This is a genomic window from Thermus sp. NEB1569 (genome assembly GCF_022385295.1).
Classification (GTDB): domain Bacteria; phylum Deinococcota; class Deinococci; order Deinococcales; family Thermaceae; genus Thermus; species Thermus scotoductus.
The window spans coordinates 1,968,493-1,981,057 of sequence record NZ_CP092445.1; the positions used below are offsets into that span (position 1 = coordinate 1,968,493).

18 protein-coding genes and 4 tRNA genes are annotated in these 12,565 nt (G+C 64.0%); 7 read left to right on the plus strand and 15 right to left on the minus strand.

All coding sequences use genetic code 11. From position 1 onward, the window contains the following. Positions 1–16: 16 nt before the first annotated feature. The 10 genes from rplA to MI302_RS11265 form a co-directional block, all read right to left on the minus strand. Positions 17–706 (minus strand): 50S ribosomal protein L1, encoded by a 690-nt coding sequence (gene rplA, locus MI302_RS11220; protein WP_019550478.1) that lies wholly within the window; start codon positions 704–706, stop codon positions 17–19. Next, entirely contained in the window at positions 699–1,142 is a 444-nt protein-coding gene (rplK, locus tag MI302_RS11225; protein ID WP_015716108.1) for a 50S ribosomal protein L11, read from the minus strand. The genes rplA and rplK overlap by 8 nt, the downstream gene beginning before the upstream one ends. Before the next feature lie 44 nt (positions 1,143–1,186). Continuing rightward, on the minus strand, positions 1,187–1,741 hold the full coding sequence (nusG, locus tag MI302_RS11230) for a transcription termination/antitermination protein NusG (RefSeq protein ID WP_038029241.1): 555 nt from the start codon (positions 1,739–1,741) through the stop codon (positions 1,187–1,189). After that, positions 1,738–1,920 (minus strand): preprotein translocase subunit SecE, encoded by a 183-nt coding sequence (gene secE, locus MI302_RS11235; protein ID WP_015716106.1) that lies wholly within the window; start codon positions 1,918–1,920, stop codon positions 1,738–1,740. Before secE ends, nusG begins: the two co-directional genes overlap by 4 nt. Further along, entirely contained in the window at positions 1,920–2,084 is a 165-nt protein-coding gene (rpmG, locus tag MI302_RS11240; protein WP_015716105.1) for a 50S ribosomal protein L33, read from the minus strand. The genes secE and rpmG overlap by 1 nt, the downstream gene beginning before the upstream one ends. Positions 2,085–2,127: 43 nt before the next feature. Then, entirely contained in the window at positions 2,128–3,348 is a 1,221-nt protein-coding gene (gene tuf, locus MI302_RS11245; protein WP_019550494.1) for an elongation factor Tu, read from the minus strand. A gap of 67 nt (positions 3,349–3,415) precedes the next feature. Beyond that, positions 3,416–3,491, minus strand: a tRNA-Thr gene (locus MI302_RS11250). A 3-nt stretch (positions 3,492–3,494) separates the two neighbouring features. Beyond that, positions 3,495–3,570: transfer RNA gene (locus tag MI302_RS11255), tRNA-Gly, on the minus strand. A gap of 24 nt (positions 3,571–3,594) precedes the next feature. Further along, positions 3,595–3,680 (minus strand) — tRNA-Tyr (locus MI302_RS11260). A 9-nt stretch (positions 3,681–3,689) separates the two neighbouring features. After that, positions 3,690–3,765: transfer RNA gene (locus MI302_RS11265), tRNA-Thr, on the minus strand. Positions 3,766–3,835: 70 nt separating this feature from the next. On the opposite strand from MI302_RS11265, the gene MI302_RS11270 reads away from it, so the two are divergent. Then, positions 3,836–5,131 (plus strand): MBL fold metallo-hydrolase, encoded by a 1,296-nt coding sequence (locus MI302_RS11270; RefSeq protein WP_239725829.1) that lies wholly within the window; start codon positions 3,836–3,838, stop codon positions 5,129–5,131. Here MI302_RS11270 and metF read toward each other — a convergent pair. Beyond that, on the minus strand, positions 5,128–6,006 hold the full coding sequence (gene metF, locus MI302_RS11275) for a methylenetetrahydrofolate reductase [NAD(P)H] (protein ID WP_239725830.1): 879 nt from the start codon (positions 6,004–6,006) through the stop codon (positions 5,128–5,130). The genes MI302_RS11270 and metF overlap by 4 nt on opposite strands. Before the next feature lie 53 nt (positions 6,007–6,059). Here metF and MI302_RS11280 point away from each other — a divergent pair, with 53 nt between their 5' ends. The 5 genes from MI302_RS11280 (at position 6,060) to MI302_RS11300 (ending at position 10,353) form a co-directional block, all read left to right on the plus strand. Continuing rightward, the gene (locus tag MI302_RS11280; RefSeq protein WP_239725831.1) at positions 6,060–6,650 is read left to right on the plus strand and encodes a nicotinamidase; all 591 of its coding nucleotides are present in this window, start codon (positions 6,060–6,062) and stop codon (positions 6,648–6,650) included. An 83-nt stretch (positions 6,651–6,733) separates the two neighbouring features. Next, positions 6,734–7,333 (plus strand): IS607 family transposase, encoded by a 600-nt coding sequence (locus MI302_RS11285; protein ID WP_172958042.1) that lies wholly within the window; start codon positions 6,734–6,736, stop codon positions 7,331–7,333. Beyond that, the gene (locus tag MI302_RS11290) at positions 7,308–8,894 is read left to right on the plus strand and encodes a zinc ribbon domain-containing protein (RefSeq protein ID WP_015716192.1); all 1,587 of its coding nucleotides are present in this window, start codon (positions 7,308–7,310) and stop codon (positions 8,892–8,894) included. Before MI302_RS11285 ends, MI302_RS11290 begins: the two co-directional genes overlap by 26 nt. Positions 8,895–8,939: 45 nt before the next feature. Next, on the plus strand, positions 8,940–9,560 hold the full coding sequence (locus tag MI302_RS11295) for a hypothetical protein (protein ID WP_019551480.1): 621 nt from the start codon (positions 8,940–8,942) through the stop codon (positions 9,558–9,560). Next, on the plus strand, positions 9,550–10,353 hold the full coding sequence (locus MI302_RS11300; RefSeq protein ID WP_126204372.1) for a histidinol-phosphatase HisJ family protein: 804 nt from the start codon (positions 9,550–9,552) through the stop codon (positions 10,351–10,353). The genes MI302_RS11295 and MI302_RS11300 overlap by 11 nt, the downstream gene beginning before the upstream one ends. On the opposite strand, the gene MI302_RS11305 is transcribed toward MI302_RS11300, so the two are convergent. Genes MI302_RS11305 through MI302_RS11315 form a run of 3 tightly spaced genes read right to left on the minus strand, consistent with a single transcriptional unit; the run spans position 10,329 to position 11,598 of the window. Further along, positions 10,329–10,598 (minus strand): hypothetical protein, encoded by a 270-nt coding sequence (locus MI302_RS11305; protein WP_126178015.1) that lies wholly within the window; start codon positions 10,596–10,598, stop codon positions 10,329–10,331. The two genes, MI302_RS11300 and MI302_RS11305, sit on opposite strands and share 25 nt — an antisense overlap. A gap of 25 nt (positions 10,599–10,623) precedes the next feature. Next, on the minus strand, positions 10,624–11,220 hold the full coding sequence (locus MI302_RS11310; protein ID WP_239725832.1) for a sulfite oxidase-like oxidoreductase: 597 nt from the start codon (positions 11,218–11,220) through the stop codon (positions 10,624–10,626). A gap of 48 nt (positions 11,221–11,268) precedes the next feature. Continuing rightward, positions 11,269–11,598: a DUF190 domain-containing protein gene (locus MI302_RS11315; RefSeq protein WP_126205059.1), complete on the minus strand. Its 330-nt coding sequence runs from the start codon at positions 11,596–11,598 to the stop codon at positions 11,269–11,271. An 84-nt stretch (positions 11,599–11,682) separates the two neighbouring features. Here MI302_RS11315 and ribH point away from each other — a divergent pair, with 84 nt between their 5' ends. Next, a complete protein-coding gene (gene ribH / locus MI302_RS11320) occupies positions 11,683–12,156 on the plus strand; it encodes a 6,7-dimethyl-8-ribityllumazine synthase (RefSeq protein WP_015716093.1) in 474 nt (157 codons plus the stop codon). Here the strand turns inward: ribH and MI302_RS11325 are convergent. After that, positions 12,143–12,547, minus strand: coding sequence for a DUF4395 family protein (locus tag MI302_RS11325; RefSeq protein ID WP_026329111.1), 405 nt, complete (start codon positions 12,545–12,547; stop codon positions 12,143–12,145). The genes ribH and MI302_RS11325 overlap by 14 nt on opposite strands. Between the last annotated feature and the right edge of the window lie 18 nt (positions 12,548–12,565).

Here is a 12,565-nt window from a genome sequence, read left to right on the forward strand (position 1 = left end):
CCCAAGAAGGCTGCTCTCAGGAATGCGGGTTGATGCGGATGCTGGGCCCCATGGTGCTGGTCACGTAGACCGAGCGCAGGAAGGTGCCCTTGGCCGCCTCGGGCTTGCTGGCCTCGAGGGCCCGGATGAAGGCCCGGATGTTGTCGGCAATCTTCTCCGGAGGGAAGCTGGCCTTGCCCACGGGGGCGTGGATGGCCCCGGTCTTGTCGTTCCGGAACTCAATCCGTCCCGCCTTGATCTCCTTGATGATCTCCCCGATGTTGAAGCCCACGGTGCCCGCCTTGGGGTTGGGCAGAAGCCCCCTCGGACCCAGAATCCGGCCCAGCTTGGAGCCCACGGCCCCCATCACGTCGGGGGTGGCCACCACCGCATCGAAGTCCATCCAGCCATCCAGGATCTTCTGGATGATCTCCTCCCCGCCCACGTAGTCAGCCCCGGCCTCCTCGGCCTCCTTGATCTTCTCCCCCTTGGCGATGGCCAGAACCCGCACCTGCTTGCCCAGGCCGTGGGGGAGGGAAACCGTGCCGCGCACGTTCTGGTCGGACTTGCGGGGATCGATGCCCAGCTTGGCGTGGACCTCCACGGTCTCGTCAAACTTGGCCGTGGCCAGCTCCTTCACCAGCCGGGCGGCCTCGTCGATGGTGTAGATCCGGGTGGGGTCCACCTTTTCCAACAGGGCCCGGTAGCGCTTGCCGTGCTTAGGCATCCTTCACCTCCGGGGCGCCCACCACCTCCACCCCCATGGAGCGGGCCGACCCTGCGATCATGCGGGCGGCGGCCTCGAGGTCGGTGGTGTTCATGTCGGGCATCTTCTGCTTGGCGATCTCCAGAACCTGCTGCCAGGTGATGCGGCCCACCTTCTCCCGGCCGGGCTTATGAGCCCCCTTCTCCAGCCCCGCCGCCTTGCGGATCAGGTAGCTGGCGGGCGGGGTCTTGGTGATGAAGGTGAAGGAGCGGTCGGCGTAGATGGTGATCTCCACGGGGACGATGGCGTCCCCCATGTTGGCGGTGGCCGCGTTGAAGGCCTTCACAAACTCCATGATGTTGGCCCCATGCTGGCCCAAAGCCGGGCCCACCGGGGGCGCAGGCGTGGCCTTACCCGCTGGCAACTGAAGCTTTACTACCGCAACTACCTTCTTCATTTTTCCCTCCTAGGCTCCCCCCAAGTTGGGGGTACGAACGCCTCTTAGGCCTTGACCACCTGGGAGAAATCCAGCTCCACCGGGGTCTCGCGCCCAAAGATGGTGACCATGACCTTGACCTTTCCCTTCTCCGGGTTGATCTCGGTCACGGTACCGGTAAAGTCCGCAAAGGGGCCGGAAACCACCCGGACCTGATCCCCTTCCCGGAAGGCCACCTGGGCCTTGGGGGCCTCCTTCTTGCCCAGAAGCCCTGACACCTCCAGGATGTGCCGCACCTCATCCGGGGAAAGGGGCACCGGCTTATGCCCTGCCCCCACGAAGCCGGTGATCCCCGGGGTGCCCCGCACCACCTCCCAGGCCTCGTTGGGCTCCTCCTCGTCCCCCAGGTCCATCTGCACGAAAAGGTATCCGGGGAAGAGCTTCTTCTTGACGACCTCCTTCTTGCCCCCCTCGCGGAGTTCCACCACCTCCTCCGTGGGGATCAACACCTGGAAGATCTTGTCCTCCATGCCGAAGGCCTTAACCCGCTTCTCCAGGTTAGCCTTGGCCTTCTCCTCCTGCCCCACGTAGGTGTGGACCGCGTACCATTCAATGCTCATCGCACAAGCCCTATCAGGAACCGGAAGACAAGATCGTAGAATCCCAAGATCACCATGGCCACCACGGTGAAGACCAGGATGGCCTGGGTACCCTCCACGATCTGCTCCCGCGTGGGCCAGGTAACCCGGGCGAGCTCGGCCCGGGCTTCCTGGAAGTAGCGAACAATCCGGGTAAACATCAGACTTTCACTTCCTTGTGCACCGTGTGCTTATCGCACCAGGGGCAGTACTTCTTCAGCTCCAGCTTGGTGGTGGTGTTGCGCTTGTTCTTCTCGGTGGCGTAGTTGCGGCGCTTGCATTCGGTGCACTCCAGGAGGATTTTGATGCGGACTTCGCTGGCCATGGTTCACCTCCTTTCCTCGAGGGGCGGCTAGCCGCCCCCAAGCTTACTCCAGGATCTTGGTGACCACGCCGGCACCCACGGTCCGCCCACCCTCACGAATGGCAAACCGCAATCCCTCCTCCAACGCCACCGGCTTGATCAGCTCCACCGTAAACGTCACGTTGTCCCCAGGCATCACCATCTCCACACCCGAGGGCAACTCCACCACCCCCGTCACATCCGTCGTCCGAAAGTAAAACTGCGGACGGTACCCAGAAAAAAACCCCGTGTGCCTACCCCCCTCCTCCTTCTTCAAGATGTACACCGAGGCCTCAAACTTCGTGTGCGGCGTAATGCTCCCAGGCTTCGCCAGCACCTGGCCCCGCTCCACTTCCTCCCGGCTTACACCCCGGAGCAACAAACCTACGTTGTCCCCAGCAATCCCCTCCGAAAGCGTCTTACGGTGCATCTCCACACCCGTCACCACCGTCTTCCGCGTCTCAGGAGCCAAACCCACAATCTCCACCTCGTCCCCAACCTTCACCTTCCCACGCTCAATACGACCCGTGGCCACCGTCCCACGACCCGTGATCGTAAACACGTCCTCCACCGGCATCAAGAACGGCTTGTCCACGTCCCGCACCGGCGTGGGTATGTACTCGTCAATCGCGTCCAACAACTCCCAAATCTTATCCACCCACTCGTTCTCCCCACGCTTCGTCTGGGGATTCTTGTGCATCTGCTCAAGCGCCAAAAGCGCGCTCCCGCGAATCACCGGAACCTCGTCCCCAGGAAATTCGTACTGGTTCAGGAGGTCCCGCACCTCCATCTCCACCAGGTCCAAAAGCTCCGGGTCGTCCACCATGTCCACCTTGTTCATGAACACCACGATGTACGGCACCCCCACCTGGCGAGCCAGCAAAATGTGCTCCCGCGTCTGCGGCATCGGTCCGTCCGCCGCCGACACCACCAGAATCGCCCCGTCCATCTGCGCCGCACCCGTGATCATGTTCTTGATGTAGTCCGCGTGCCCGGGGCAATCCACGTGCGAATAGTGCCGCTTCGCCGTCTCGTATTCCACATGCGCCGTGTTGATGGTAATCCCCCGCGCACGCTCCTCCGGCGCCTTGTCAATCTCCCCGTAGTCCTTCACCTCCACGTTCGGGTTCTCCGCCGCCGCCACAAACGTCAAAGCCGCAGTCAGCGTCGTCTTCCCGTGGTCCACGTGCCCAATCGTCCCCACGTTCACGTGAGGCTTCGTACGGATAAACTCGCCCTTGGCCATGGTTCCTCCTTCTTTTCTGCACGCAAAAGCCGCCCTGGGGGCCTTAAGCCCAGGGCAGACAAAAAGATGGAGCTCGCGGCCGGGCTCGAACCGGCGACCTCACCCTTACCAAGGGTGTGCTCTACCTGCTGAGCTACGCGAGCTCGTGGAGCGGGAGACGGGACTCGAACCCGCGACCCTCGGCTTGGGAAGCCGATGCTCTACCAACTGAGCTACTCCCGCATGGGGTGTGCTTTGGCACACCTTTGGTGGGCAGGGCTGGATTCGAACCAGCGAAGGCGTGCGCCAACGGTTTTACAGACCGTCCCCTTTGGCCGCTCGGGCACCTGCCCACGCCCGCTTGGAGCCACCCAGGGGAGTTGAACCCCCAACCCCCCGATTACAAGTCGGGTGCTCTGCCTGTTGAGCTAGGGTGGCAGGACGGGGGATAGGACCCTGTCCGAGGGAATAGGCTAGCACACCCACCGGTGAGTGTCAAGATAAAGGCATGCGCATCGTACCTTTTGGCGCCGCGCGGGAGGTCACGGGAAGCTGCCACCTCCTCTTGGCCGAGGGCAGGAAGGTCCTCCTGGACTGCGGCATGTTCCAGGGGCGCGAGGAAGAGAAGAACCACACCCCCTTTGGCTTTGACCCCCAGGCGGTGGACGCCGTGGTCCTGACCCACGCCCACCTGGACCACGTGGGCCGTCTGCCCAAGCTTTTCCGGGAGGGGTATAGGGGGCCGGTCTACGCCACCCAGGCCACCTTCTTGTTGATGCAGATCATCCTCCAGGACGCCCTAAAGGTCATGGAAACCCCCTTTTTCGAGGAGGAGGATGTGGAGGAAGCTCTCCGCCACGTCCGCCTCCTGGAGTTTGGGGAATGGCTCAGGCTGGGGGACCTTACCCTCACCTTTGGCCAAGCAGGGCACCTTCCGGGAAGCGCCTTCGTGGTGGTCCAGGGGGAGGGGAAGACCCTGGTCTATAGCGGGGACCTGGGCAACCGGCAAAAGACCGTCCTCCCCGACCCCTCCCTGCCTCCCAGGGCGGATCTGATCCTCTGCGAGGGCACCTACGGGGACCGGCCCCACCGCTCCTTCGCCGCCACGGTGCAGGAGTTTTTGGAGATCCTGGAACGAACCCTGGGCCAAGGCGGCAAGGTCTTCATCCCCTCCTTTGCCGTGGAGCGCGCCCAGGAAATCCTCTTCCTCCTCTACGAAAACGGCCACCGCCTGCCCCAGGCCCCCATCTACCTGGACTCCCCCATGGCCGAGCGGGTCCTTGACCTCTATCCCCGGCTGGTGCGCTACTTCAGCGAGGAGGTGCAGGCCTACTTCCTGGCGGGGAAGAATCCCTTCCGCCCCCGGGGGCTTCGGGTGGTGGAAAGCGTGGAGGAATCCAAGGCCCTAAACCGCGAGCCCGGCCCCATGGTGATCATCGCGGGAAGCGGCATGCTCACCGGGGGGCGGATCCTCCACCACCTGAAGCACGGCCTTTCCGATCCCAAGAACACCTTGGTCTTCGTGGGCTACCAGCCTCGAGGGGGCCTGGGAGCCGAGATCATCCAAAGGCCCGAGCGCATCCGCCTCCTGGGGCAGGAGATACCCCTTAGGGCCAGCGTCCACACCCTGGGCGGCTTCTCGGGGCATGCGGGGCAGGATGAGCTATTGGACTGGCTCCATGGCCAGCCCCGGGTGATCCTGGTCCACGGGGAGGAGGAAGCGCTCCTGGCGCTGGGCAAGCTCCTAGCCCTGCGGGGGCAGGAGGTGGGCCTGGCGCGCCTCGGGGAGGGGGTGGAAGTTTAGGCCGGTTTAAAGCCCAGGCGCTCCAGAACCCTACGGGTGGCGGGGCTTCGGTTAAGGGTGTAGAAGTGCACCCCCTCCACCCCAGCCTCCAAAAGCTCGGCCACCTGGCGGGTGGCGTGCTCCACCCCGATCTCCAGGATGGCCTTCGGGTCCTCCTGATGCCTTTCCAGCTTGGAGAGGAGGGGCCCGGGGATGCTGGCGCCGCAGACCTCGGTGAAGCGGCGGAGCTGCGGGTAGCTGGTGATGGGCATGATGCCGGGGAGGATGGGGATTTCTATGCCCATCCTCCTGGCCCTTTCCAGGAAGCCGAAGTAGTGGGCGTTGTTGAAGAACAGCTGGGTGATGGCGAAGTCCAGCCCCGCCTCCACCTTGGCCTTGAAATGGCGCAGGTCGGCCTCGAGGCTTTCGCTTTCCGGGTGCCCCTCCGGGTAGGCGGCCCCCCCCACGGAAACCCCTTCCCCATAGCGGCTCCGGATAAAGGCCACCAGCTCCATGGCGTAGCGGAACCCCTGGGGATGGGGTCTAAACACCCTCTCCCCTTGGGGAGGGTCGCCACGGAGGGCCAGGATGTTCTCCACCCCGGCCTCCACGAACCGGTCCAAGACCCCCGCCACCTCCTCTTGGCTCTGCCCGGCCACGGTGAGGTGGGCCAGGGCGTTCAGCCCCAGGTCCAGGATGCGCTTGGCCCAGAGGACGCTCCTTTCCCGGGTGCTCCCCATGGCCCCGTAGGTGATGGATACGAAGGCCGGCCGGAAAGCCTTAAGCTCCTCCATGGTGCGAAAAAGGGCCTCCTCCCCTTCTGGGGTTTTGGGGGGGAAGAACTCAAAGGAGAAAAGCGGCCCTTCTTGCGCCTTCAGGAGGTCCCGTATTTTCATGCGCTAGAGTGTAGCCCCTCCCCTCCCCCTGGTCAAGGTGGCAAAATAAGGATATGGTAGAGGTTCCGGAAATCCCCAAGGTGGAAGGCCTGGAGCTTCCCGCCAGGGAAACCGCTTTGATCGTGGTGGACATGCAAAACGACTTCGCCCACCCTCAAGGTGCCCTTTTCGTGCCCGATGCTCCCAAAAGCGTTCCGGCCATCCGGCTTCTTCTGGAAAGGGCGCGGCAGGCAGGGGCAAGGGTGGTCTACACCCAGGACTGGCACCGGGAGGACGACCCCGAGTTCCAGATCTGGCCCCGGCATGCGGTGGCGGGCACCTGGGGGGCAGAGATCCTGGAGGACCTCCGCCCCGAGCCGGGGGACCTGATCATCCAGAAGGTGCGCTACGATGCCTTCTACGGTACCCCCCTGGACCATTACCTCCACCTTTGGGGGATCAGGAATGTGGTGGTGACGGGCACCGTGGCCAACATCTGCGTGCTCCACACCGCGGGCTCCGCCGCCCTTCGCTGGTACCGGGTGGTCCTCCCGGAGGACGCCACCAGCGCCCTCACCCCCTTTGACCTTCAGGCCGCCTTGCGCCAGGTCACCTTCCTCTACCAGGGCCAGGTAACCCGGGCCGAGGGAGTGCGCTTTGTTTGATCACCCGGTCCTGATACCGGTTGCCAAAGTTGTGGTCTGTTATTGACGTCTATCCTCTTCTGTGTTAAGGTAAAGGCGGAGAGATAGGGGTGAAGCTGTCCCATTGGGCCAGAAAGCACGGGATTCCCTACCGCACCGCCTGGAAGTGGTTCAAGCAAGGGATTCTGCCTGCCAGGGCCATCCAGCTACCCACGGGCACCATCCTGGTTCTTGAGGAAGAGGAAGAGGTTAGGCTCCCCCAGGATGCTGCGGCCATCTACACCCGGGTCTCGGTGCACGAGGCCAGGGACGACCTGGAACGCCAGGTCCAGAGGCTCCAGGACTACGCCGCTGCCAGGGGTTACCGGGTGGTGCGGGTGGTGAAGGAAGTGGCTTCGGGTCTGAACGATCGCAGGCCTCGTCTGGAAAAACTGCTTTTGGAGAAAGACTACGGGGTGCTCCTGGTAGAGCACAGGGACCGCCTGACCCGTTTCGGCTTTCACTATCTGGAACTGCTTCTCCATGAGCAGGGGAAGCGGGTGGAGGTGGTGAACGAGGCGGACACTCCCAGGGCGGATCTCATTGAAGACTTCGTGGCGGTGATCTACTCGTTTGCCGCAAGGCTGTACGGTTTGAGGGGGAAAAGGAAAGCCCGCAAGATCGTCTCGGAGCTGGTGGATGAAGCGCGGGAAGCGAACGGATGAAATCTACGGAAGCTACCTCCTCCCCCACGCCATGAACCGGGGGAAGGAGGAGAAGGTTCTTCAGGTGCTCCGCCAGTACCGCAGGGCGGCGGAAGGGATCCAACGCCTCCACCTGCGCCGTTTCTTTGAGGAAGGTAGCCTCTCCCGTTTCCTGGACCCCACAAGCGTTGGTCAGCCCCAAGGGGGCTACCTTGAAAGCCCCCTCTCCGACCGCTACCTGTGGGTGTGCTCCCAGCAGGTGGTGGACATGCTCAAGGGGCACCTGGAGCACCTGAAGAACAGGGTACGGGAGATTCTTCTTGGCTCTTCCCTTCCCAGGGAGAAGCGGGAGGTGCTCCTTCTTCTCAACTCCCGGGAGGCCTGGCTGAAGCCCGAGGTGCGCCAGGCCCTGGCCGAAGGGCAACCGCTGGTCTTTAAGGTTGTACGGAAAGACGAGAGCGGCAGGGAAAGGACCAAAACCCTCCAGGCCACCCCCGAGGACCTGCGCCTCCTACTCCATCTGTTCCGCCGGGCCAGGAAGGAACTTACCTGGCCCGGCATGCACCGCATCCAGATGCACCTGGATGGGAAGGTGGTCCGCTACGAGCCCAGGGGAAGGGGAAGGGGGAAACAAGCCACCCACTTCCCCGCCTGGCTCCATCTGGCCACCCTGGAGAAGGGGAAGAGGGTGGCCATCCCCCTGGGGGAGAACCCTTATGCCGAGGGCCGTAAGGGAGAGTGGCGGGATTTCTTTCAGGTCGGAGAGGAGAATGGAAGGGTCCAGATCCGTAGGGTTAAGGCCCTGAGCCCTAAGCCTTACACTCCCAGAACTGAACGCCTGGCGGTGGATATCGGGCTTTCCCCCCTTATCGCCACGGATCGCGGGGACCTCCTGGGCCGGGGTTTCCTGCGCCTTCTTGCCGCCTACGATACCGAGATCCAAACCATAGCCAAAAGAGCACAAAGGGAAGGCCGAAAGCTCTCCCAGGTACCCGAGTACCGGGAAGCGATGGGAAGACTCCGGGGATTCCTGAAAAACGAGGTGAACCGCCTTCTCAACCGGCTGGTGGCACTGCACGCACCCGCGGTGCTGGTGGTGGAAAGACTGGACCTGCGTTCTCCCGAGCTTTCCCGCCGGATGAACCGTCTTCTCTCCAACTTCGGGAGGCGCTACCTGAAGGAGAAACTGGCCCGGCTCGGGGAGCTTTACGGGATCAAGGTGGTGGAGGTAAATCCCGCGTACTCCTCCCAAGCGTGCTCACGGTGCGGGTACGTGGACCCCAGGAACCGCAGGGATACCCAGACCTTTGTCTGCCAGGCTTGTGGGCACAGGGGCAACGCCCAGGTGAACGCGGCCAGAAACCTTCTCCGGAGAAGTTCTCCGGAGGAGTCCGTCATCACCTTCACCCCGAAAAGGGAGACCCTTCGCCTGCTTCTGCGGAGGTATGCGGAGAGGTCTCGCCCCGGGTCAAGGCTGAGACCCGGGATACCGGGCGGAAGGAGTGCCGCCCTGGAGCAGGTGTGGGGGAAGAACCCTTACCTGAAGGGCTTTCCCGACCTGCTCCGAACCCTGGGGGGATAGAAGGGAATAAAAGGGGGAACTCCTAAGCCACCTGGCCCGGTACCTATGGCGAACCCCGGACTGATCCCCTTGGCCCAGGCGGAAGGCCGGGGGGAGGTTTCCCTCCTGAAGCGAGCCCAGAGCCTGGGTTTCCCCGTGGCGGAAACCTGGGTGGTGGGGCTTTGGGAGGAGTTCGCCCGCCTCAACAACCTTCCCGAGCGCATCGAAAGGCTCTTCCAGGGTGTGTTCGGCGTGCGTATAGATGAGGAACGCCTCCTCCTGGCGGCGGAAGAGGCGGAAAGGGCCGTGCGGGAAAGCTACCTCCTGCCCGAACGGGCCGAGGCCTTCCTGGAGACCCTCAAGGGAAAGGGGCCCTTCCTCCTCCGCCAGCCGGGGGAAGGAACCCACCACCTGGCCCGGAACCCACAGGAGGCCCTATTCGCCCTGAAGCGGCTTTGGGCGGAGGTCTTTCGGGTGGAGGCCATCCTGGAGCGCCACCCCCTCCTCTTCCCTCCCTCGGTTCCCGTTCTGGTCCAGGCCCTGGGTATCCCCGGAGAGGATACCGTGCCCGAGGCCCAGGAAGACCCCCTTCTCTCCTTGGATCTCTCGGAAGCCTTGGGGGAAAGGGTGGTGGTGTTCGCCTCTCGAGGCCTGGTCTTGCGGATAGAATCCCAGCATGGTGGATAGCCACCTCCATACCCCCCTTTGCGGCCATGCCCAAGGGGCCCCCGGGGAGTACCTCTTCCACGCCCGGAAGGCTGGGCTAAAAGGTGTGGTCTTCACCGACCACAGTCCTATGCCCTCCTGGTACGACCCCGAAAGCCGCATGCGCCTCGAGGCCCTGCCCTTTTACCTCCTGGCCCTGGAGAAAATCCGGGAAGATCACCCGGATCTTTACGTGGGGATCGGCCTCGAGGCCGACTTCCACGAGGGCACGGAGGAGTTCGTGCGGACCCTGCTTAAAGGCTACCCCTTCGACTACGTGATCGGCAGCGTCCACTACCTGGGGGCCTGGCCCCTGGACCATCCCGACCACCAGGAGGAGTACCGCTGGCGGGACCTGAAGGAGATCTTCCAGGCCTACTTCCAGGAGGTGGAAAAAGCGGCAAGAAGCGGCCTCTTTCACGCCATCGGCCACCTGGACCTGCCCAAGAAGTTCGGCCACCGCCTTCCAGAAGAAGCCCTTGTGGAGCTGGCCGAACCCGCCCTTAGGGCCATTGCGGAGGAGGGGCTTCTCCTGGACGTGAACACCGCCGGGCTCCGGAACCCGGCCCAGGAGATCTACCCGGCCCCCGCCCTCCTGCGAAGGGCCCGGGAGCTTAGCATTGGGATCGTCCTGGGCTCCGACGCCCATGCTCCCGAGGAGGTGGGTTTCGCCTTTCCCGAAACCCGGGCCCTCCTCGCCGCCTTAGGTTTTCAGGAGGCCTACTACTTCCGCGAGGGCAGGCCGGTGGCCTACTCCCTGTCCAGGGCCTCGTAGATCTGGTCCCGCCTTGCCCCTAAGGAGAGGTCCTCCCGGCGCCCCCCGGCGGCCTCGTAGGCCCGCACCGCCCTCAGAAGGCGCAAAAAGGCCTCGGCGCAGGGGTCAGGAGCGGGGGCCTCGTACTCCATAAAGGTTACCCGCTCGTACTCCTCCCGGTACTCCGCCTCCTCCCGCTCCACGCAGTCCTCGTAGGCCTTTAGGGCCTCCTCCACCTCGAGGCGGGCAGGTTCCAGGGCTGGCATAGGCACCTCCTTAAGTTTTAATATATCAGGTTTTTCTGAATCTCAAGCTGGCGGCGGGGATGGGGCCCTCCTGGAAGCGCTCCTCTCGCCAGGGATCCCCCCGCCAGTGGTACCCCATCCTCTCCCAAAAGCCGAGCTCCAGGTGGTCCAAAAGCTCAATGGTCCGCACCCACTTGGCGCTCTTCCAGGCGTAGAGGTGGGAAACGAGGAGGCGCACCGGGCCACCCCTCTCGCGGGGAAGGGGCTGGCCAAAGAGGGTGTGGGCCAGGAGGACATCCTCCTTAAGGAGGTCCTCCAGGAGGAGGTTGGTGGTGTAGCCGCCGTAACTCTCCACCCGGGCAGCCACGGCTTCGGGCCTGGGACGGGCCTGCTCCAGGAGGTCCCGCACCCTCACCCCCCGCCAGGCCACGTCTAGCCGGCTCCAGCGGGTCACGCAGTGGAAGTCCCGGGTGAGGTCCACCTGGGGCAGGGCGAGAAGGGCCTCGTAGGTGAGGGTCAAGGGCTCCTGCACCAGGCCCCTAAGGGTGAAGCGCCACTCCTCCGGGGAGACCTCCGGCTCCTCCCCGTAGGTGAGGATGGGGAAGCGCTCGGTGAGGATCTGGCCTGGGGGCACCCGGTCCATACCCCCAGGGTAGGCCAAGGCCCCCCGAGGGAAAAGGGTCTAGGGCACCTAGCTCCGGTAGCGGATCACCTCCACCCTTTCCAGGGTCACCAGGCCCTCCCGCATCATCCCCTCTAGCACCGGGAGGAAGTCCCGGATCCGCTCCTCCTCGTCCACGATTTCCACCATCACGGGCAGGTCCTCGGAGAGCTGAAGCACCTTGGCGGTGTGGATGCGGGAGTGGGCACCGAAGCCCATGAAGCCCTTGAACACCGTGGCCCCGGCCAGGCCCTGGCGCTTGGCCTCGAGGACGATGGCTTCATAGAGGGGCCTCCCCCCATGCCGGTCCGACTCCCCCACGAAGATGCGCAGGAGCTTGGCCTCCCCTTCCAGCTTCATACCCCTAGGCTACCAGGGCCCCACCCAGGCGGTAGCCCAGGAGCACCAGGAGATACCGCTCCACCCCCAAAGTATATTGGGACCATGAAGCCCAAGACCCTCTCCCCCATCCTTACCGCCAAAGGGGTACGCCTGGCCATCGCCGTGGGCCGCTTCAACGAACGGGTGACCAAACTCCTCCTGGAAGGGGCCCTCGAGGCCTACGCCCGCCTGGGCGGGGACCCCGCCGAGGTTCTGGTGGCCTGGGTGCCAGGTTCCTTTGAGCTACCCCTGGTGGCCAAGCGCCTGGCCCTGCGCCCCGACGTGGATGCGGTGGTGGCCTTAGGGGCCGTGGTGCGGGGGGAAACCCCCCATTTCGAGTACGTGGCCGCCCAGGCTGCTTCGGGCCTCATGCAGGCCATGCTTCAGACGGAAAAACCCATCGTCTTCGGCGTTCTCACCACCAACACCCCGGAGGAAGCCCAGGAAAGGGCCGGGGGCAAGGCGGGGAACAAGGGAGCCGAGGCGGTCTTCACCGCCATCGAGATGGTGCGCCTTCTGGAGGCTATTTCCCGGTGATAAGGGCCCGGGCGTAACGCAGGTGCAGGTAGAGGAAGCAACCCAGGCAGAAGCCAAAGGCCAGGTTGACGAAGGCCAGAAGGGCCACCACCAGGGCCAAGGTGTACCCCACCCCCTTGAGCCCGAGAAGGAGGAAGAGGGAGGAAAGCCCCAAAAACACCGCCCCCAAGGTACGGGCGAAGCGGTGAGGCCTGGGGTCCTCCTCCACCAGCCTGGCCGGGATGCCCAGGGCCCGCTTCAGGGCCACCATCAGATCCCAGGGGGTGTGCTGGCTTACCATGAGGAGGAAAAGGAGATAGACCAGAAGGGGCAGGTCCAAAAACGCCGCCAGGGGGAGAAGAAGGGTGAGGAGAACCTGGTTGAAGCGGAGCTGGTTCCGGTCCGTCTTCATGGGGGTATAGTATACACC